A 19,212-nucleotide genomic window follows, 5' to 3' on the forward strand; every position below is an offset into this window, starting at 1 on the left:
GTCAAGACGTACCCGTCGAGGGGTGCCGGTCAAACGGCGGTCAGCCGGCCGCCGGCGGGGTCCAGCCAAAACGCGGCGACCGGCGGCCGGTGACCGCCGCGATCCCCTCGCGGGCCTCGCCGCTCTCCCGCACCTGCCCGTGCCACCAGGCGATGCGATCGTCGTCGGCGCGCCCGTCGACGATCTCCTTGGCCGCCGCCACGGTCAGCCGGGAACGCTCGGCGATGGTGGCGCTCATCGCCGCCACCCGAGCCGCGAGCCCGTCGGCCGGCAGCACCTCGTCGACCAGCCCGATCCGCAGCGCCCGCTCGGCGTCGACCAGCTCGCCGGTGAACAGCAGGTGCTTGGCCGCGGACGGCCCGACCAGCCCGGCCAGCCGCCGGGTGGTCGGCGCCGGATAGACCAGCCCCAGCCGCGCCGGGGGTACGCCGAACCGGGCGTCCGCCGCGGCGAGGCGCAGGTCGCAGGCGACGGCGAGCTGGCAGCCGCCGCCGACGCAGGCACCCTCGATCGCGGCCACGGTGGGCCGGCCGAACGCGGCCAGCCGCTCCTCGGCGGCCACCGCGATGCTGCCGTCCCCCGCCTCCAGCAGCTCGTCCAGGTCGCCCAGGTCGGCGCCGGCGCAGAAGGTGCCGCCCGCGCCGGTGAGCACCAGCACGCGCACCGCCGGGTCCGCCTCCAGGCCGTCGAGCAGCACCGGGAGCTGCCGCCACATGGCCGGCGTCATGGCGTTGCGGCGCGCCGGGTTCCGGATCACCACGGTCGCCACCGGCCCGTCCACCGTGACGGTCAGCTCCGCGTCCGACATGTCTCCCCCTCGCACCGCCGGTCCTGTGGCGACCGTAGCGGCGGGGCCCGGCGACCACCCGCGTGGGGTGGCCGCCGGGCCCCGGGGTCGGGCGGTCAGGTCAGGAGACGTTGACCGCGGTGTCGTCGATGACGAACGAGGTCTGCAGCGAGGAGTCCTCGGTGCCGGTGAACTTCAGGGTGACGGTCTGGCCGGCGTACGGGGCCAGGGAGAAGGACTTCTGGCTGTAGCCGGTGGCCTTGTTCAGGTTCGAGTAGGTGGCCAGGGTCGCCAGCACACTGCCGGACGAGTTGAGCACCTGCACGGTCAGCTTGTCGTACTGGACGCTGCTGGTGGTCTCGGCCGAGTCGATGTGCAGCCAGAAGGTGACGTTGTACGAGGTGCAGCCGCTGGGCAGGCTCACCGACTGGGCCAGGGTGTCGGTGTGGGTGCTGCCGTAGCCGTCGAGCCAGGCGTTCCAGGTGCCGGTCCGCGGCGGCTGGCCGCTGGAGCCGTACTGGCCGATGACGCCCGAGGTCGACGACCAGACCGTGTTGCCGGACTCGAAGCCGGCGTTGCCTAGCTTCTGACCGGCACCCGTGCAGCCACCGCCGGTGCCGTTCACGGTCAGCGTGTAGGTCGCCGAGTGGTTCACGGAGCCGGCGCCCGTGACGGTCACCGAGTAGGTGCCGGCCGGGGTGCCCGCCGAGGTGGCGATGGTGAGCGTGGACGAGCCGCCCGAGGTCACCGAGGACGGGCTGAACGACGCGGTGGCGCCGGTCGGCAGGCCCGAGGCGGAGAACGTCACGGTCTGCGCGGTCCCGCTGGTGGTGGCGGTGGCGACGGTGATGGAGGTGGAACCGCCCGCGGTCACCGAGCCGGAGGTCGGGGAGAGCGAGACGGAGAAGTCGTTGCCGGTGGAGCCGCAGGGCGCGTCGTTGCCGGCCACGTTCACCGCGGTCCACGCCGCCTGGACGGTCTTGTACTCGGTGGAGCAGTTGCCGTACAGGTCGGTCGCCGCCCGAAGCGTGTAGGCCCGGGCGGTGTTCGACGGGGTGGTGGTGTTGACGTACGAGGTGTTCGAGGTGAAGTACACGTCGAGCGCCCGGTACCAGATCTTCTCCGCCTTGGCGCGACCGATGCCGGTCACCGCCGGCGCCGAGCCGCAGACCGGCGACGTGCCGTACGCGGTGGAGCCGGTGCCCTCGGCGAGGTTGAAGTAGAAGTGGTTGGCCACGCCGGAGGAGTAGTGCACGTCCTTGTTCTTCGTGCTGGTGCTCCAGCAGGAGTCGGACGAGCCGTCCAGCGACGGGTTGTACATGTAGCGCAGCGGCGTACCGTTGCCGTTGATGTTGATCTTCTCGCCGACCTGGTAGTCACCCGGGTCGCTCGGCGCGGCGGCGTAGAACTCCACCATGTTGCCGAAGATGTCGCTGGTGGCCTCGTTGAGGCCGCCGGGCTCACCGGAGTAGACCAGGCCGGCGAGGGCCTCGGTGACACCGTGGCTCATCTCGTGCCCGGCGACGTCGAGCGAGACCAGCGGGCGGGAGTTGCCCGAGCCATCGCCGTAGGTCATCTGGGAGCCGTCCCAGAAGGCGTTGACGTAATTGCTGCCGTAGTGCACCCGGCTGGGCACGCCCGTGCCGTTGCCGAAGATGCCGTTGCGGCCGTGCGTGTTCTTGAAGTAGTCGAAGGTCTTCGCGGCCCCGAAGTGGGCGTCGACCCCGGCGGACTGCCGGTTCGAGTTGGTGCCGTTGCCCCAGTTGTTGTCGGGGTCGGTGAAGGTGGTGCAGGTGCCGCCGGTGGTGTTGTTCATGTCGCAGGTGCGGCCGTTGCCGTGCGACGGGTCCACCATCTGGTACGTGCTGCCGGAGAGCGTCGTGTCGATGCTGACCGTGCCGGTGTAGATGCCCTGGCCGCTGCCGACCACCATCTCGATCTCGTCGTAGGAGCCGATCACCTTGCCAGTGGTCGCGTCCGTGACGACGTGCAGCTTGGACGGCGTCTGCTTGTCCGCCCGCCAGCCGGTGGCGACGGTCTCCCAGGCCAGCCGGCCCCTGCCGGAGCTGGCGTCGACGAAGAGCTCCGGGGCGCCCACCGAGGTGAGCGAGCCGGAGAACGCCTTGCGCGCGCTGACCTTGGCCGCGGCCGAGCCCACCGTGGCGGTGGTGCCCAGCGTGAGCGGCGCGGCCAGGCCGACCGACGTCCCGGCCAGCGTGCCGTTCGGGGCGGTGTGGATGACGAAGTCGCCGCCGTAGACGCGCAGGCCGTGGTAGGTCCGGGCGTAGCGGGTGTGGGTGGCCCCGGAGGAGTCCACCTTCGTGCGGACGGCCTGGTACGCCTCCCCGGCGGCACCCTGGACGGCACCGGGGTTGGCGCGGAGCAGGCTCTCCGCCCGGGCTGCGGCGGCGGACTCGGGGGACGGGGCGCTCGGGGTTGCCGCGTGCGCCGTGGTGGTGACGCAGGTCAGCACGCCACTGGTGAGCAGCGCTGCGCTGACGGCGGCGAGGGATCTTTTCACGGGCCCTCCTGAAGGGGGGAAGTTGTGACGGGGGTAGTCACTGATGTAGATATAGCGATACATCGAAGAACGTGAAAGGGTGCGAGCGCTTTCCTGCCGGAGACACTGACCGTTCGGACGATGCGACGGAGCGTGTCGGAACCGGGTGGCCCCGCCGTGCGTCCGATCGGCATGAGAGCCACCCCCGTCGCGGCGACCCTCCTCGCCGCGCTTCTCACCCCGCTCGCCGCCTGCGCCCAGAACGGCGGCGCGCCCGCGTCCGACGGTCCGGCACCGGCCACCGCCGGGCCGGTGGTGCTGACGAAGTCCGGCGGCATCGTCGGGCTCAAGGACACCGTCACGGTGCAGCCCGACGGCCGGTGGACCCGGGTCGACCGGGCCGGCGCCTCCCGCACCGGCCGGCTCAGCGACGCCGACCTCGACCGCCTGCGGCACCTCGCCACCGACTCGCGGCTCGCCGCCGAGGCCGCCGCCACCGTCCCGGCGACCATGTGCGCGGACGCGTTCAGCTACCGACTCACCGTCGGCCCGACCACCACCGGCTACGTGGACTGCCCGCCCCAGGCCACCCCGCCGCCCGCCACCGCCGCCGTGGTCGACCTGCTCACCCGCGCCACCGGCTGACCCCACCCGCCTGCGCGATCATGAGGTTGCCGGCGCGGAGTGTCCGCTTCGACGCCGCCGACCTCAGGATCGACGGCGGGGTGCCGGGGTTCAGAGGCGGTAGGCCGGGGGGAGGCCGGTGGCGCGGAGGTCCGCGGGAAGGTGGGCGACGTCGTTGAGGGCGATCAGGGTGGGTGGGGCGGCGGGGGTGTAGCGGATGACGGTCAGGCCGGCGTTCTGGTGGTTCAGGCCGATCCACCGGGGCTCCGGGGCCTCCAGCGCGTGCCGGACCAACCAGGCAACCAGGAAGTTGTGGGTGACGATCAACTCCCGTACGTCGCCCTCGGCGGGCGCGGTCGCGAAGCGGGCAACGGCCTCCGCCGTCACGCGCGGTCCGTCGAGTCGTTCCCGCTCGGTGAACCCCGCCAGGAAAGCCGCGAACGGCTCGGGCAGCCCGGCCGGATCGGTGTCGTGCGGCATGTGGTCCCCGGCCCGGTCGTCCTCGTACACCGGGACACCCGGCAGTGCGGCGGCGACCAGCGCGGCGGTCTCCGCGGCGCGGCGGGCCGGCCCGTGGTGGACGGCGGCGAAGTCGGTGCCGCGCAAACGCTCGCCCAGCAGCGTCGCCTGCCGTCGGCCACGCGCCGACAGGCCGGTGTCCGCCTCCTCCTCCGGTCGGTCCTGCTCGCCGTGCCGGACCAGGTAGAGCAGTCGGCTGGGCACTCGGGTCACCTCCAGGGTCGGGAGAGGCGAGACTAGCCGCCGACTCCCGACCCTGGGGGCCCGCCGGTCAGGCGCGTGGGTGCATCTGGCCGATGCGGATCCGGTTGCCGAACGGGTCGCGGATCCCGAAGTCGATCCCGTACGGCCGCTCGGTCGGCTCGTCGGTGATGTCCACGCCCTTGGCCACCAGGTCCTCGTACGTCTTGCGCGCGTCGTCCGTGGTGAGGCAGAGCCAGCCGCTCATGGCGCCCTTGGTCAGCAACTCCCGGACCCGCTCGGCGGTGGCCGGGTCGAGGGCCGGCGGCCCGGGCTTCTCCAGCAGGATCTCGTGCGCCGAATCGCCCGGCACGTTGACCGTGAGCCACCGCATGAAGCCGAGGTCCTGGTCGGTGTTCACCTCAAGGCCGAGCTTGCCGACGTAGAAGTCGAGCGCCTCGTCCTGGTCGAGAACGTAGATCTGGGAGCGGGAAATCGAGGTCATCGTCATGCCTGGAACGCTAGAGCAGCCCGCTGACCTGCTGCTTATCCAAAAGTGACCGGTTCTCCCGCCATCCCCCACCGGAGGGCGGGGACAGCGACAAGGTCCGCGCTGCGCCGTTTGTCCCCAGGGGACAGCGCCCGCCGTGATCCATTGTTAACTTGCGGGCCACGCAGCTGTTCGTCCGGCGACTCCGAGGGATCGCAGATGCATGTGATGCTTGCCTGGTTCGCCGCCGCTCCGCTGTCGGAGCCCGTGCGGGCCGCTCGCGTGGGCCGGTTCGAGCGCGCCGCCGCCGAGGTGGTGCCCGACAGTTGGCGGCGCCACGAGTTCGGCGGTCCCGACTGGGGCGTGGTGGTCCGGCACCCGGCCGATCCGGGCGCGTACCGGTGGCCCACCGTCGCCACCGAGGGCGCCGTCACCGCCGTGTCGCTGGGGATCCCGGTCGGGCTCGACGCGGCGGCCGGCCCGGCCGCGCTGGCCCGGCGACTGCTCGCCGGGGAGGACGTGCACCGCGAGGTGGTGCCGCCGTTCGGTCTCCTGGCGCTGGACCCGGACCGGTTCGCCCTGCAACAGGACTGGCTCGGCATGGCCCGCGTGTTCACCGGCGCCGCCGACGAGGTGACCGCCTGGTGCACCCGCCCCGGCCTGCTGGCCGCGTTCCTGCACGGGGAGGCCCGGCCGGACCTGGCCGGCTGGACGTCGTACACCCTCTGCGGGCACTTCGGCGGCGACCTCTCGCCGGTCGCCGGCACCCGGCTGCTCCGCCCGGGCGAGCGGGTCACCGGCCGCCGCCGGGCCGAGGGCGGCTGGCACCTCGACACCGAGCTGCGGTACGCCACCGACGACGTGGTGTGCGGCGGGCACGCCGAGCAGGGGCGGCCGGTGGAGGAGCGGCTGGACCGGGCGGCCGACGCCCTCACCCGGGCCGCGGCCAGCCTGCACCCGCTGCACGACGGCGAGATCACCGTCGGCCTCTCCGGCGGCAAGGACTCCCGGCTCATCGCCGCCACGCTGATCGCCGCCGGCCGCACGCCCCGGCTGGTCACCAACGACGACACCCGGGCGGAGGGCGAGGTGGCCCGCCGGCTGGTGGAACTCGTCCGGGACAGGCGGGGGTTGCACCTGGACCACCACACCCAGCTCGCCGGCGCCCCGGCCAGCGTGCTCGGCACCGGCCTGGGCGAGCGGGCCCGACGCCTCGCACACCTGCACGACCACCAGTTCCCCTCCACCTACCTGGTCCGGCCGGCGGCACACGCCCGGCTGCCCGAGCAGACCCGCGCCGCGAGCCTCACCGGCGCGGCCGGCGAACTCGCGGTCGGCTACTGGTACCCGGCGGCCGGCGCCGATCCCGCTCCCACTCCCGAACAGGCCGGCCTGACCAAGCTGCTGGCGGGCGTGCCGCACGCGGCCGCCGCACCCGAGGCGCTGGCCGCCGAACGGGACCGGGTCACCGCCGTGCTGGCCCACGCCCGCGACCTCGGCCTGCACGACGAGCATCTGGTCGACTACCTCTACCTGGTCGAGCGGATGCGCAGGTGGTGCACCTCGGCGTACCTCACCGGGATGGTGACCCCGTTCCTGGCGCCGGGCTTCGTCGCCACCACCTTCGCCCTCAGCGTGGCCCAGAAACGCGACCGGCTGCTGCACACGGCGCTGATCGCCCGGCTCGTTCCGGAGTGGGCGGAGGTGCCCTTCGTCAGCGCCGCCACCGGGCCGTCCACCGCCACCCGGGTGTGGGAGGGCGACGGCGTGACCGCCGTCGCCGACCTGCTGGACACCGCACACGGGCCGCTCACCGGGCTCATGCGCCGTCCCGCCGTGGAGCAGGCGCTGCGCAAGGCGGTCCGGGGCGGCCGGCCCGACCCCCGGATCCTCCAGCAGTTCACCGCCCTGGCGGTGGCCTCGGAGCGGCTCGAACCCGGCACCACGCGCCCGTCGACCGGCGCCACCTACGCGCGCGTGACCGCGCCGCCGCGTCCGCGTACTCCCGACAAGGGCCGGCTGGGCACGCTGCGCTGGATTCGGCGGACCCGGCTGGGCGACCGGCTCTGGGTCACCGTGCGGCGTCGCGTTCGCGGACGGTGACCGCGGGGCTCGGCCGCATCCACGCCATGGTGAAACAACTCGGCACGCCCACCGCCGCCGCCCTGCGTCGCCGGTAGGCCGACGGTGACTCACCGACGATGTCGTGGAACGTCCGGCTGAACGTACCGAGGCTGCCGAAGCCGACCAGGTGGCAGATCTCGGTGACCGGCTGATCGGTCTGCACCAGCAGGTACATGGCCCGCTCGACGCGCCGCCGTTGCAGGTAGCGGTGCGGGGTTTCGCCGAAGGTGGCCCGGAAGGTGCGGATGAAGTGCGCCGCCGAGACGTGCGCGATCCGGGCCAGCGCCGGCACGTCGAGCGGCTCCGCGTACGCCCGGTCCATGGCGTCCCGGGCGCGCAGCATCGCCCGGTTCGACTCCTCGACGGCCCGGCTCACCCGACCACCAGGTCGAGCTCGTGGAGCTGGTCGGGGTCGGCCACCACCTCGATGCCGATGATCCGGTCGGTGACCGTGAAGCTGAGCACGAGGCGGGTCCGGCCGTCCACGACGACCACGGCGCCGGGCAGCCCGTCCACGAACGCGGGGACGGCACCCTGGGCCTTGCCGTTGAAGAAGCTGGCCACGGCCGACGAGCCGCGCGACTCGGCGGTGCCGCCCATCCGCACCGCGGCGGCGTCGGCGCGCAGCACCACGTGGGGATCGAGAAGGGTGACCAGGTCGTCGAAGCGACCGTCCCGGGACGCGGCGAGGAACGCCTCGACCACCCGGCGCTGGCGGGCGGGGTCGCTGACCGGGTCGACCGACCCGGCCTGCACCCGGCGGCGAGCCCGGCTGGCGATCTGCCGCACGGCCGGAGTGGTGCGGTCCACCACCGGTGCGATCTCCTCGAAGGAGACGGCGAACATGTCGTGCAGCACGAACACCAGCCGCTCGGTGGGGCCGAGGGTGGTCAGCACGACCTCCAGAGCCCGGCCGACCGACTCGGCGAGCAGCGCCTCCTGCTCCGGGTCGCGCCCGCCGGCCGCCTCCCCCGCCGGCCCGTCCCCCGCCTCGTCGGTGGCCTCCTCGTGCCGGGCGCTGGCCGAGCGCAGCCGGTCCAGGCAGATCCGGCCGACCGTGGTGGTCAGCCACCCGGGCAGGTTGTCGATGGCGCCGACGTCGGCGCGGCTCAGCCGGAGCCAGGTGTCCTGCACGGCGTCGTCGGCCTCGGCGGCCGAACCGAGCATCCGGTGGGCCACCGACCGCAGGCGGGGGCGCTGCTCCTCGAAGCTGCGGACCAACAGGTCGGTGTCGCTCACGGCCTCGCCATCCCCGCGGCCTCCGGGTGACCGCCGTCACATGTGTCACGCGGTCGGCCCCGCCCCCGTCAACCCGGTGACGGACGACGACAGCGGCCGCGCGACGAACGCCGGCCAGCCTAACAGGACAAGGACGGATGAAATGTCTCTCGAGGCTCGCATCCAGAACCCGGCGGCTCTCCTCCCCGACGCCGTGAAGGCGGTCAACCTGCTCTACAAGGCGGTGCACTCGGCCGGCGTGCCGGCCAGCACCCTGGAACTGGTCCACCTGCGCGCCAGCCAGATCAACGGGTGCAGCGCCTGCGTCGACTCCGGCGCGCGCAACGCCCGGAAGAACGGCGAGACCGAGGAGCGGCTCTTCGCGGTGGCCGTGTGGCGGGAGACGCCGTACTTCACCGACGCCGAGCGGGCCGCGCTCGCCCTGGCCGAGCACGCGACCCGGCTCGCCGACCGGGGCGACGCGGTGCCGGACCCGGTGTGGGACGAGGCGGCCCGGCACTTCGGGGAGAAGGAACTGGCGGCGCTGGTGCTCTGGATCGCCACCACCAACTTCTTCAACCGGATCAACGCCACCACCCGGCAGCCGGCCCCGCAGAACTGGGGCTGACCGACGGCCGGCCGGGGCGGGGGTGTGCGCACCTCCGCCCCGCACGGGTCCGGCCGCTCGCGGCCGATGCGGTGCGGCCCGACGTGGAGGAGATCTGCACCACCGCCCCCTTGGCCGCGAGCAGGTGGGGCAGGGCGGCGTGGACCGCGTCGCCGCGACCGCGTCCGGAACCGACATCGTGCTGCTGCTCGGCGGCATTCACCAGACGGCAGCGCCCCTGCTGGCCGCGCAGCCGCAGGCCTGGCGCCGCTACCTCGAACTGGCCCTCGACGGGCTGCACGTGCCGAACGCCGGCACACTGCCGGATCGGCGGCCCGCCGCCTGCCGCTCGACGGCTCCCCGAAAACCACCTGACCTGGGATCCTCGTTGCTGTGCATGGCTTCACCGACGTCGACCGCCAGTCAGACCCGGACTCGTGGGTCGGGGTACTGGACCGTCTCGCCGAGGAGCCCTTCTACCAGGCATACCAGCAGCGGGTCCGTGAGCTGCTCCATCCGGCCCGTGGCCACCGCTACCTTGATGTGGGCGCTGGTACCGGGGCAAGCGCAGCCCAGCTGAGAGATGATCACCGTGTCAGCGTGGCAACCGTGGACCATGCACTGACCATGGCCGCTGCCACACGAGCCCGCGGCCTGGCCCAGTGCACCGTCGCCGATGCCCATCACCTGCCCTTTCTCAGCAACTCCTTCGACGGGGCATGGGCAGATCGCACCGTGCAACACCTCGCCGATCCACGCGCCGCGATCAAGGAACTCATCCGCGTTGTCCAGCCGGGTGGCCGCGTCGTCCTCGCAGACCCCGACTACGACACTCAGGTACTCGACATCGCCGACCAGAGTCTGGCCCGGCGCGTGCTCAGATTCCGGACTGATTCCCTCCTCCGCAACGGCGCCCTGGCCCATCAACATGCCGGCCTTCTCGCCGCACACGGCCTGGTCGACGTCACCGTCGAACCCCGAACACTGCTGGTTCGGAACCCGACCGCCGTCGACAACGTTCTCGGCCTCCGTACCTGGGCTGCCACCGCTGCTCAACGGGGCGCACTCGACCCGGCCGAAGCCCGTGCGTTCGAGGACCAGTTCGACGACTCCGTCAATGCGCGCCGGTTCACCTACGCGGTCACGTTCTTCCTCACCGCCGCCACGGTCACCTGAGACGGAAGCACCCGATGGGAGTCCGGCCGCCCCCGGAGGTCTCCCCTCACCGGTAACCTCGCCTGATGTCGACCGAGATCGTCTTTGAGACTCACTCCTGGAGCGAGGACAACGACCGTGGGGTTGCCACCGGGTGGCTGCCCGGCCGGTTGTCCCCGCGAGGACGAGCGCTGGCAGCGGAACTCGGTCAGCGAAGGCGAGACGACGGCGTCGCCGCAGTCTTCGTCTCGGATCTCCGCCGGGCAGCGGAGACGGCCGACATAGCCTTCTCGGGAACCCAGGTCCCGGTGCTGTATGACTGGCGGCTACGGGAATGCGACTACGGCGAGCGCAACGGCATGCCCGCCGCCCAACTGCACGAGCATCGGGACCGGCATCTCGATGAGCCCTACCCCGGCGGCGAAAGCTGGCGGCAGGCGGTCCATCGGGTCGGACGCTTCCTCGATGACGTGACGCTGCGGTGGGCCGGCCAGCGCGTTCTGGTGATCGGGCACGTCGCCACCCGATGGGCCTTCGATCACTGGATCAACGGGGTCCCGCTGGAGGACCTCATCAACGCCGACTTCGCCTGGCGGGAAGGCTGGGAGTACCGGATGCCCGACCCGCATGATCGGCCGGAAAGGACCGAGCCCAGGCCGGTATCGGCTTGTTGATGGCCTTCGGTCCGGCGCAGGAGTCTGCTCGCCGCATACGGCGGCAGGCTGTGGTGAGCCGCGTTGCTGCCAACCGGCCGTTTCGCGGCGGCTGCCGCCGCGAAATGCCTGGTGGAATTGGAGCCCCCGGCCGGGATCGAACCGGCGACATCTCGCTTACAAGGCGAGTGCTCTGGCCAGCTGAGCTACAGGGGCGCGTGGTCCGGGGTCAGCATAGCGACTGAGCGCCGGAATTCCCGTTCAGCAGGCCTCCCGAGCACGGAAAACGTCAATTTCCCGACCTCGACACCAACGGATCGACGCCCATGCGGTCCGAAGGCGGTGGAGATTGATACCTCCCCGTGCCCGCCTGACCGTTATGCGTTATGCAGTCGGTCCCACCGGCTACATCTCGTCTTGGCAGGCTCGCCAAACCCGTTTACGGTGCAGTGACACGGACGACACTCCGGTTGGCCTCGGCTGCCCGGTCGACCGTCCGCTGGCCGGCACCTCGGGTGCCGGTCGCTCCTTCCACTCGGATCGTCCGGCACGTTCCTGCCGGTGAAAGGAAGCGCTCCACCATGGCTACGGTTACCTACGCGAAGGCGTCCCGGATCTACCCGGGCACCGAACGCCCCGCGGTCAACCAGCTCGACCTCCAGATCGGCGACGGGGAATTCCTCGTCCTGGTCGGCCCGTCGGGTTGCGGCAAGTCCACCAGCCTCCGGATGCTCGCCGGCTTGGAGGACGTCGACGACGGCGCGATCTACATCGACGACCGGGACGTCACCCACCTCCCGCCGAAGGCCCGCGACATCGCGATGGTCTTCCAGAACTACGCCCTCTACCCGCACATGACGGTGTACGAGAACATGGCGTTCGCCCTCAAGCTGCGCAAGACCTCGAAGTCGGAGATCGACCGGCGGGTCAAGGAGGCGGCCGGGCTGCTCCAGCTGGAGGAGTTCCTCAGCCGCAAGCCGAAGGCGCTCTCCGGTGGTCAGCGCCAGCGGGTCGCCATGGGTCGCGCGATCGTCCGGGAGCCGCAGGTCTTCCTCATGGACGAGCCGCTGTCGAACCTCGACGCCAAGCTCCGCGTGCAGACCCGTACGCAGATCGCGTCGCTCCAGGCCAAGCTCGGCGTCACCACGGTCTACGTCACCCACGACCAGGTCGAGGCCATGACCATGGGTCACCGGGTCGCGGTCATGCTCGACGGCGTCCTCCAGCAGGTGGACACCCCGCGGGCGCTCTACGACACCCCGTCCAACGTCTTCGTCGCGGGCTTCATGGGCTCCCCGGCCATGAACATCAAGACCGTGCCGCTGAACGACAACGGCGCCGCGTTCGCCGAGCTGAACGTGCCGCTGACCCGCGAGCAGGTCGAGGCGGCCCGCGCCGAGGGCGGCGACGGCAAGGTGACCGTCGGCTTCCGTCCGGAGGACTGCGACCTGGTCAGCCCGACCGAGGGCGGCATGCCGGTCGTGGTCGAGCTGGTCGAGGACCTGGGCTCCGACGCCAACGTCTACGGCCACGCCGCACTGGAGGGCCACAACGAGCGCTTCGTGGTCCGCACCGACCGGCGCTCGATGCCGAACATGGGCGACACCGTGTTCGTCAAGCCGCGCACCGGCCGCAGCCACGTCTTCCACGCCGCCACCGGCAACCGGATCTGACGTACGCAGAGAAAGGGGGCGGCCCGCCACGGCGGACCGCCCCTTTTTCGTGCCGTCGTTACGCCTCGACGGAGCGGCGGCGGGCGACCTCGGCGAGGGTGACCGCCGCGGCGACGCTGGCGTTGAGCGACTCGACGTCGGAGACCATCGGGATGCTGACGGTCAGGTCGCAGGTCTCCCCGACCAGGCGGGACAGCCCGCGCCCCTCCGAGCCGACCACCACGACCAGCGGGCCGACCGCGGCCTCCAGGTCGTAGAGGTCGGTCTGCCCGTCGGCGTCCAGGCCGACCACGATGAAGCCGGCGTCCTTGCACGCCTTCAGCGACCGGGTGAGGTTGGTGACCTGGGCGACCGGCACCCGCGCGGCCGCGCCGGCGCTGGTCCGCCAGGCGGTCGCGGTAATCCCGGCGGCCCGCCGCTCGGGTACGAAGACGCCCTGCGCGCCGAACGCGGCGGCCGACCGGATGACCGCGCCCAGGTTGCGGGGGTCGGTGACCCCGTCGAGCGCGACCAGCAGCGGGGCGGCCTGCTCCAGCGCCGCCGCCATGAGGTCCTCGAACGGCTCGTAGGCGAACGGTGGCACCTGGAGGCCGACGCCCTGGTGCAGCACGCCGCCGGTCATCCGGTCCAGCTCGGCCCGGCTGATCTCGAGGATCGCGATGCCCCGGTCGGCGGCGGTGCGGATGATCTCGTTGACCCGGTCGTCGATGTCGATGCCCTGGGCTGTGTAGAGGGCGGTCGCCGGCACCTGGGCGCGCAGCGACTCCAGCACCGGGTTCCGCCCGACCAGCAGCTCCGGGCTGTCCTTGGCCGGGTTCGACTTGCGGCCGGGGGCGACCCGCGGCCCGGACCGGCCGGCGGGCTTGCCGCCACGGCCCTTCGTGGCGGCGGGGACGCCCCGGCCCCCACCCTTGCCCCAGGTGGTGTCCTTGCTGCCCGGCTGGCCGATCTTGGGGGCGCGCCCCTCCTCGGCCGCCGTGCGGCGCTCCTTGTCCTGCTTCCAGGCGGTGCGCTGGGGCAGCTTCTCGGTGCCCGAGTAGGCCTTGTGCCAGGGCCGCTCGTCGGCGGGGAGGGTGCGGCCCCGGCCGGCGAGGGAGTCCTTGTTCTTGCCGCCGGAGCCCTTCGAGGCGCCCGCCTTCGGCGTCAGTCGCCGGCCACGGCGCTGCGAGTTGCCGGCCATCAGTCCTGCTCTCCAATAGTCCAACGGGGGCCCTGGGCGGTGTCCTCGACGACCACGCCAGCCTGCTTGAGCTGGTCGCGTACGGCGTCGGCGGCGGCCCAGTCCTTGCGACTGCGGGCCTGGGCGCGCTGCTCCAGAGCGAGCGCGACCAGGGAGTCCACCACGCCGCGCAGGTCGTCCGCGCGGCCGCCGCCGGTCCAGGCCGGGTCCAGGGGGTCGACGCCGAGGATATCCAGCATCGCCCGGGTAGCGGCGAGGGTGGTGCGTACCGTCACATCGTCGCCGCCGGTCAGGGCGGTGTTGCCGTCCCGGACCACCTCGTGCAGCACGGCCAGCGCGGCCGACGTGTTGAGGTCGTCGTCCATGGCCGCGACGAAGCCGGTGGGCAGCTCGCCGAGCTGGCCCGCGCCGACCCGCTCGGCGGCCCGCTGCACGAAGCCCTCGACCCGCCGGTACGCGACCGCGGCCTCCCGGAGCGCGTCCTCCGAGTAGTCGATGCGGGACCGGTAGTGCGCGGCGGCGTAGTAGTAGCGCAGCTCCACCGGGCGCACCCCGAGGGACGCCACGTAGTCGAGGTCGAGGGTGTTCCCCAGCGACTTGCCCATCTTGGTGCCGCCGATGCCGAGCAGGCCGTGGTGGACCCAGTAGCGGGCGAACGGCAGGTCGGCGGCCTGGGACTGGGCGATCTCGTTCTCGTGGTGCGGGAAGGTCAGGTCGAGCCCACCGCCGTGGATGTCGAACTCGGGCCCAAGGTAGCGCCAGCACATCGCCGAGCACTCGATGTGCCAGCCCGGCCGGCCCCGGCCCCACGGCGACGGCCAGTAGGCGTCGGCCGGCTCGTCCGGCTTGGCGCCCTTCCAGAGCGCGAAGTCACGCGGGTCACGCTTGCCCCGCTCCGGGGCGTCACCGGCGGACTGCATGTCCTCCGGCGACTGGCCGGACAGCGAGCCGTAGGCCGGCCAGGAGGCCACGTCGAAGTAGACGTCGCCGGAGCCGTCGGTGGCCGGGTAGGCGTGACCGGTCTCGATCAGCCGGGCGATCAGCTCGTGCATCTCCGGGATGTGCCCGGTGGCCCGCGGCTCGTAGGTCGGCGGCAGGACGTTCAACGCCCGGTAGGAGTCGGCCAGGATCTGCTCGTTGGCGTAGGCGATCGACCAGAACGGCCGCTCCTGCTCCGTCGCCTTAACGAGGATCTTGTCGTCGATGTCGGTCAGGTTGCGGATGAAGGTGACCTCGAAACCGGAGGCGATGAGCCAGCGGCGCAGCACGTCGTAGTTGACGCCGGAACGAAGGTGGCCGATGTGCGGCGGGGCCTGGAGGGTGAGACCACACAGGTAGACCCCCACCTTGCCGGCTTCCCGCGGGACGAAGTCCCGCACCGAACGGGTGGCGGTGTCATACAGGCGTAGCGTCACCGTACAAGGGTAGCCGTCCGCGCATTTCGGGGTAGGCCGGAGCCGGGTCGTACGCTGCGTGCTGTGGACACGGCGGCACGGGCGGGAGAGACGGCGCAGACCCTGGACCGGGGGCTGCGCCTGCTGCACCTGGTCGCCGACGCGCCGGGCGGGCTGACCGTCACCGAGGCGGCGAACCGGCTGGGCATCGGCCGGGCGGCGGTCTACCGGCTGGTCGGCGCGCTGACCGACCACGGCATGCTGCGCCGCGACGGCGAGGGCCGGCTCCGGCTCGGCGCCGGCGTTCTGCACCTGGCCCGGCGGGCCCAGCCGCTGCTCGCCGAAGGGGCGCTGCCCGCGCTGCGCCGGCTCGCCGAGCAGGCCGGCGCGACCGCCCACCTGACCGTGGTCGAGGGCGGCGAGGGGGTGGCCCTCGCGGTGGTCGAGCCGAGCTGGACCTCGTTCCACGTGGCGTACCGGACGGGATCGCGGCACCCGCTGGAGCGGGGCGCCGCCGGACGGGCCATCCTGGCCGGCCGCGCCGGCGCGAGCGCCCCGGTGAGCACCAGCGGCGAACTGCAGTCCGGGGCGTACGGGGTGGCCGCGCCGGTGCTGGGCGTGCCGGGCCTGGAGGCGAGCGTCGGGGTGGTCTCGCTGACCCCGCTCGACGTCACCGAGGTCGGCACTCAGGTTGCCGCCGCGGCCGAGTCGATCGCCGCGGCGCTGTCCTGACGTCGCCCCGGGGCGCTGCCGGCTCGGGCGCCGCGTGCCGCTAGCACATTGGCCGGACCCGGTGGTCGTTGTCCACAGGACGCCGGGTCCTGGGCGGGAGCCGTTGTCCACAGGGGTGTCGGGCCGCGGTTCGTCGCCGCCAGGCTGGTCGGCATGCCACCTCAACCCCTTCGACCGCCCGAGTTGGCCTGGCAGGTCTTCCGCGGCTCGGACGCGGTCCGGCGCGGGCTGCTGACCCGGCACCAGCTCCGGGGCGCCTCCTGGGTCCGGCTCCGGCAGGACGTCTACGCCGACGCCCGCCTTGATCGCGACCACGCGCTGGCCTGCCGCGCCGCGCTGCTCCGCCTGCCGCCGGGCACGCTGCTCGCCGGGCCCTCGGCGGCCTACCTGCACGGGGTCGAGCACGCCGCCGCCCTCCAGGACGACGTGCACGTCCTGCTGCCGTCGACGGCGCGGGCCGACGCCCAGCCCGGCGTCCGGGTGCACCAGGCCCCGTCGTCGCCCGAACGCATCGGTCTCCTCGTCTCGGCCGGCACCCTTCCCCGCTCCGTGAACACCACCACCCGGCACGGCCCCGCCGGCGGTTCGGCGGAGACCACCCCCACCCGGCGCGGCCCTGCTAGCGGTGCGGCCGGCGCCACTTCCGGCGCGGACGGCGGTGCCGTCGTGTTGGCGGGGAGGGCCCGGGCAACAGCGGTCGGGCCGGTGGGCGGCGAGCCGAGCCCGCCGAGCGGACCCTGCCGGCTGCCCCGGACCGAGCCGGCTGCCTGTGCCTGGCAGACGGCGGTCTGGTCCGACCCGGTGCGGGCGGTCGGAGTCGTCGACGCGCTGCTGCTGATGGGCCTGGTCAGCCGGGCGGATCTGGCCGACGTCACGGACCGGAACGCCGGCCGACCCGGTGGCCGGCGGGCGCGGTGGGTGTTCGGCCTGGCGGATCCCGGGGCGCAGTCCCCGACCGAGTCGCACCTGCGGGTCCGGCTGGTGCTGGCCGGCCTGCCCCGCCCGGTGGCGCATCACCCGGTGCGTGGACCGTCGGGTCTCGTCCTGCACCCCGACCTGGCCTGGCCGGAGTTCCGCGTCGCCGTCGAGCACGACGGCCAGTGGCGCCTAGACCCGGATCAGCAGCTCCGGGATCGACACCGGATCCAGCAGCTCGTCGCCGCCGGCTGGCTGGTGCTGCCCGTGACCGACCACCGCCTGCACCGGAACTTCCCGGCCCTGGTGCGCGAGGTCCGGGCCGCGCTGGTGGCGCGAGGCTGGCGGCCGTGAGGCACGCCCCGACGCCGACGTGGCGGCACCCGGAAGGTTACGTCGAGAGGATCATGTTGGCGTCGGTGCGGTACGTGTCGGTGCCGAAGCCGTCCCGGAACCAGCCACCCGGCGCGGAGACCGAGATCTGCTCGGTGCCGTAGTTCGAGTAGTCGGCCTTCTTGCCGGACGGACCGAGCGCCGACACGCCGATCACGTGCGGCCCTCGGTCGGCAGGTCCCAGCTCGCGTTGTCGATCGGCCGCGGGTACGGGTCGGCCCCGTAGTTCGGGCTGCTCACGTCGGTGCGCGGGTCGCCGAGATCCTCGTTGTTGTCGCCGAGCGCGCCGACCAGGGTGACGCCCTTGCGGTGGGCGAAGTTCAGCGCCCGCTTCATGGCCTCGATGATCGTCCGATGTAGACCGCAATCAGGCTGTCGCGGGTTCGAGGCGGCCGAGCACGTCCGGCAGTTCGGCCAGGGTGGACACCTCGGCGTCCGGGGTGAGCCCCGGCGGGCGGGGCAACCGACCCCGGTTCAACCAGACCGCGCGCAGCCCGGCGCGCTGGGCCGCGACCACGTCGTGCTCCGGCGAGTCCCCCACGTAAACGACGTGCTCGGCGGCAATCCCGGCGGCCGCCACGACGGCCGCGTAGAACTCCGGCGCCGGCTTCTTGGGCAGGCCGTTCTCGTGCGCGTACAGCTCGAAGGTGAACTCGCCGGCGAGCCCGCAGCGTTCGGCGCGGCTGTTGCCGTTGGTGGCGAAGCCCAGAAGGTGGCGGGGGCGCAGCGCGGCCAGCGCGGGCAGCGCGTCCGGGAACGGCCGGGTCAGCGCGAACCGGCGGGCGAAGAAGAGCGCGGCGAACTCGTCCAGGTGGGCGTCCAGCCCGGCGCGGGCCAGCGACCGGGCCAGCGCGGCCCGCCGGATCTCCTGCACCGGCGCGGCGCTGAGCGCCCCGAAGACCGCGCCCCAGTCCGCCTCCAGGTCCGCGAGCGACACCTCGGCCGCCGCCGGGGTCCACCGCCGCATCTCCTCAAGTACGGCCGCCAACGCGCCGGTGACCGCCGGTCGCAGGTCGACCAGGGTCTCGTCGGCGTCGAAGACGACGGCGCGGCGCGGTCCGCTCATCGCTCGGCGGTCAGGGCCGGCTCGGCCGGGGCCGGCGGGGCGGCTTCCGGCGCCGAGCGCAGCTCGTCCACCCGGACCAGGGCCACACCGGCCACGATGAGCGCCCCGCCGAGCAGTTGCACGGCGCTCGGCAGCTCGCTGAGCACCAGCCAGGCGATCAGCACCGCGAACATCACCTCGGTCAGTCCGACGAAGGATGAGAGCCGCGCGCCGAGCAGCCGGGCCCCGGCGACGCCGGTGAGGTAGGCGACCACCGCGGCGATCAGCGACAGGCCGGCGATCGGCACCAGCCAGCTCATCTCGTGCCCGGCGAAGCTCACGTCGGCGGTGCCGGCCCGCAGCGGAAGCGCCCCGACCAGCCCGAGCAGGAGCAGCACCAGGGCGCCGACGGCCATGCCACCGCTGGCCATCACCACCGACGGCAGCGCGGGGTCGACCCGACCGGCGATGACGAAGTAGCCGGCCAGCCCGACCCCGGCGCCGAGCCCCCAGAGGACGCCGACCGGGTCGAGGCTGCCGGCGCCGGTCAGGTCCAGCACGAACACCAGCCCGCACAGGGCGGTCAGGGAACCGGCCACGGTGAGCACCCGGGGCCGCTGGCCGTGGACCAGCCACATCCAGCCGACCACCAGCACGATGCCCAGGTATTCCAGCAGAAGCGCGACGCCGACCGGCAGGTAGCGGACCGCGTTGAAGAAGCAGGCCTGGGCCAGGGCCACCCCGAGCAGCCCGAACACCACGAGCGTGCCCGAGTTGCGGCGCAGCACCGGCCACCGGCCACGCAGCGCCAGCAGGGCGGGCACGGCGAGCACCAGCGCGGCGATGCCGACCCGGGCGAGCACCACCGCCTCGGCGGACCACTCACCGGTGATCAGCGGTCGGGCGAAGGTGCCCGAGGTGGCGAAGGTGAGCGCGGAGAGCAGCGCCAGGCCGAGGCCGACGCCGGGCCGTTCACGCATCGACAGCTCCTTGGGTCGACCGGACATGAGTCAAGTGGGGTTA

General features: G+C 73.0%; 18 protein-coding genes, 1 tRNA gene and 1 pseudogene. 8 read left to right on the forward strand and 12 right to left on the reverse strand.

Features of this window, described 5'->3' with window-relative positions:
- Positions 1-40 precede the first annotated feature (40 nt).
- Together ACFYPD_RS04325 and ACFYPD_RS04330 are read right to left on the reverse strand one after the other, a co-directional pair.
- The gene (locus ACFYPD_RS04325) at positions 41-808 is read right to left on the reverse strand and encodes an enoyl-CoA hydratase/isomerase family protein (RefSeq protein WP_387108657.1); all 768 of its coding nucleotides are present in this window, start codon (positions 806-808) and stop codon (positions 41-43) included.
- Positions 809-908: 100 nt separating this feature from the next.
- Positions 909-3,308, reverse strand: coding sequence for a M4 family metallopeptidase (locus tag ACFYPD_RS04330; RefSeq protein ID WP_387108659.1), 2,400 nt, complete (start codon positions 3,306-3,308; stop codon positions 909-911).
- A 171-nt stretch (positions 3,309-3,479) separates the two neighbouring features.
- Between ACFYPD_RS04330 and ACFYPD_RS04335 the strand changes: the two genes are divergently transcribed.
- A complete protein-coding gene (locus ACFYPD_RS04335) occupies positions 3,480-3,932 on the forward strand; it encodes a protealysin inhibitor emfourin (protein WP_387108662.1) in 453 nt (150 codons plus the stop codon).
- A gap of 90 nt (positions 3,933-4,022) precedes the next feature.
- Here the strand turns inward: ACFYPD_RS04335 and ACFYPD_RS04340 are convergent, their stop codons facing one another.
- The gene (locus ACFYPD_RS04340) at positions 4,023-4,634 is read right to left on the reverse strand and encodes a histidine phosphatase family protein (RefSeq protein WP_387108665.1); all 612 of its coding nucleotides are present in this window, start codon (positions 4,632-4,634) and stop codon (positions 4,023-4,025) included.
- A 67-nt stretch (positions 4,635-4,701) separates the two neighbouring features.
- Positions 4,702-5,121, reverse strand: a complete 420-nt coding sequence (locus tag ACFYPD_RS04345; RefSeq protein ID WP_387108668.1) for a VOC family protein — start codon at positions 5,119-5,121, stop codon at positions 4,702-4,704.
- 198 nt (positions 5,122-5,319) lie between these two features.
- On the opposite strand from ACFYPD_RS04345, the gene ACFYPD_RS04350 reads away from it, so the two are divergent.
- Complete coding sequence (locus ACFYPD_RS04350; RefSeq protein WP_387108671.1) at positions 5,320-7,203, forward strand: hypothetical protein; 1,884 nt, start codon at positions 5,320-5,322, stop codon at positions 7,201-7,203.
- Here the strand turns inward: ACFYPD_RS04350 and ACFYPD_RS04355 are convergent.
- Together ACFYPD_RS04355 and ACFYPD_RS04360 are read right to left on the reverse strand one after the other, a co-directional pair.
- A complete protein-coding gene (locus ACFYPD_RS04355) occupies positions 7,172-7,600 on the reverse strand; it encodes a helix-turn-helix domain-containing protein (RefSeq protein ID WP_387108673.1) in 429 nt (142 codons plus the stop codon). The genes ACFYPD_RS04350 and ACFYPD_RS04355 overlap by 32 nt on opposite strands.
- Positions 7,597-8,463, reverse strand: a complete 867-nt coding sequence (locus tag ACFYPD_RS04360; protein ID WP_387108676.1) for a sigma-70 family RNA polymerase sigma factor — start codon at positions 8,461-8,463, stop codon at positions 7,597-7,599. Before ACFYPD_RS04360 ends, ACFYPD_RS04355 begins: the two co-directional genes overlap by 4 nt.
- A gap of 142 nt (positions 8,464-8,605) precedes the next feature.
- Here ACFYPD_RS04360 and ACFYPD_RS04365 point away from each other — a divergent pair, with 142 nt between their 5' ends.
- The 3 genes from ACFYPD_RS04365 to ACFYPD_RS04375 all read left to right on the forward strand — a co-directional run bounded on the left by ACFYPD_RS04365 (position 8,606) and on the right by ACFYPD_RS04375 (position 10,878).
- The gene (locus ACFYPD_RS04365; protein ID WP_387108678.1) at positions 8,606-9,070 is read left to right on the forward strand and encodes a carboxymuconolactone decarboxylase family protein; all 465 of its coding nucleotides are present in this window, start codon (positions 8,606-8,608) and stop codon (positions 9,068-9,070) included.
- 372 nt (positions 9,071-9,442) lie between these two features.
- Positions 9,443-10,225 carry a methyltransferase domain-containing protein gene (locus tag ACFYPD_RS04370; RefSeq protein WP_387108681.1) on the forward strand — a complete coding sequence of 261 codons (783 nt, stop codon included), beginning with the start codon at positions 9,443-9,445 and terminating at the stop codon, positions 10,223-10,225.
- Between the two features lie 65 nt (positions 10,226-10,290).
- On the forward strand, positions 10,291-10,878 hold the full coding sequence (locus ACFYPD_RS04375) for a histidine phosphatase family protein (RefSeq protein WP_387108684.1): 588 nt from the start codon (positions 10,291-10,293) through the stop codon (positions 10,876-10,878).
- Between the two features lie 118 nt (positions 10,879-10,996).
- On the opposite strand, the gene ACFYPD_RS04380 is transcribed toward ACFYPD_RS04375, so the two are convergent.
- Positions 10,997-11,073, reverse strand: a tRNA-Thr gene (locus tag ACFYPD_RS04380).
- Between the two features lie 365 nt (positions 11,074-11,438).
- Between ACFYPD_RS04380 and ACFYPD_RS04385 the strand changes: the two genes are divergently transcribed.
- A complete protein-coding gene (locus tag ACFYPD_RS04385; protein WP_151463544.1) occupies positions 11,439-12,530 on the forward strand; it encodes an ABC transporter ATP-binding protein in 1,092 nt (363 codons plus the stop codon).
- 58 nt (positions 12,531-12,588) lie between these two features.
- Here ACFYPD_RS04385 and rlmB read toward each other — a convergent pair whose 3' ends face one another.
- Together rlmB and cysS are read right to left on the reverse strand one after the other, a co-directional pair.
- Positions 12,589-13,710: a 23S rRNA (guanosine(2251)-2'-O)-methyltransferase RlmB gene (gene rlmB, locus ACFYPD_RS04390; RefSeq protein ID WP_387108686.1), complete on the reverse strand. Its 1,122-nt coding sequence runs from the start codon at positions 13,708-13,710 to the stop codon at positions 12,589-12,591.
- Positions 13,710-15,125 carry a cysteine--tRNA ligase gene (gene cysS, locus ACFYPD_RS04395; protein ID WP_387108689.1) on the reverse strand — a complete coding sequence of 472 codons (1,416 nt, stop codon included), beginning with the start codon at positions 15,123-15,125 and terminating at the stop codon, positions 13,710-13,712. The genes rlmB and cysS overlap by 1 nt, the downstream gene beginning before the upstream one ends.
- Before the next feature lie 63 nt (positions 15,126-15,188).
- Between cysS and ACFYPD_RS04400 the strand changes: the two genes are divergently transcribed.
- Both ACFYPD_RS04400 and ACFYPD_RS04405 read left to right on the forward strand, forming a co-directional pair.
- Entirely contained in the window at positions 15,189-15,836 is a 648-nt protein-coding gene (locus ACFYPD_RS04400) for an IclR family transcriptional regulator (RefSeq protein WP_387108692.1), read from the forward strand.
- A 153-nt stretch (positions 15,837-15,989) separates the two neighbouring features.
- The gene (locus ACFYPD_RS04405; protein WP_387108695.1) at positions 15,990-17,105 is read left to right on the forward strand and encodes an endonuclease domain-containing protein; all 1,116 of its coding nucleotides are present in this window, start codon (positions 15,990-15,992) and stop codon (positions 17,103-17,105) included.
- Between the two features lie 40 nt (positions 17,106-17,145).
- Here ACFYPD_RS04405 and ACFYPD_RS04410 read toward each other — a convergent pair.
- From ACFYPD_RS04410 to ACFYPD_RS04420, 3 genes and pseudogenes are all read right to left on the reverse strand, one after another.
- A pseudogene (locus tag ACFYPD_RS04410) lies at positions 17,146-17,564 on the reverse strand (serine protease); the annotation flags it as partial.
- On the reverse strand, positions 17,512-18,210 hold the full coding sequence (locus ACFYPD_RS04415; RefSeq protein WP_387108697.1) for an HAD family hydrolase: 699 nt from the start codon (positions 18,208-18,210) through the stop codon (positions 17,512-17,514). The pseudogene ACFYPD_RS04410 and the gene ACFYPD_RS04415, both read right to left, overlap by 53 nt.
- Positions 18,207-19,169, reverse strand: a complete 963-nt coding sequence (locus ACFYPD_RS04420; RefSeq protein ID WP_387108699.1) for a DMT family transporter — start codon at positions 19,167-19,169, stop codon at positions 18,207-18,209. The genes ACFYPD_RS04415 and ACFYPD_RS04420 overlap by 4 nt, the downstream gene beginning before the upstream one ends.
- Between the last annotated feature and the right edge of the window lie 43 nt (positions 19,170-19,212).

The organism is Micromonospora sp. NPDC005299 (genome assembly GCF_042872345.1).
Lineage (GTDB): Bacteria > Actinomycetota > Actinomycetes > Mycobacteriales > Micromonosporaceae > Micromonospora.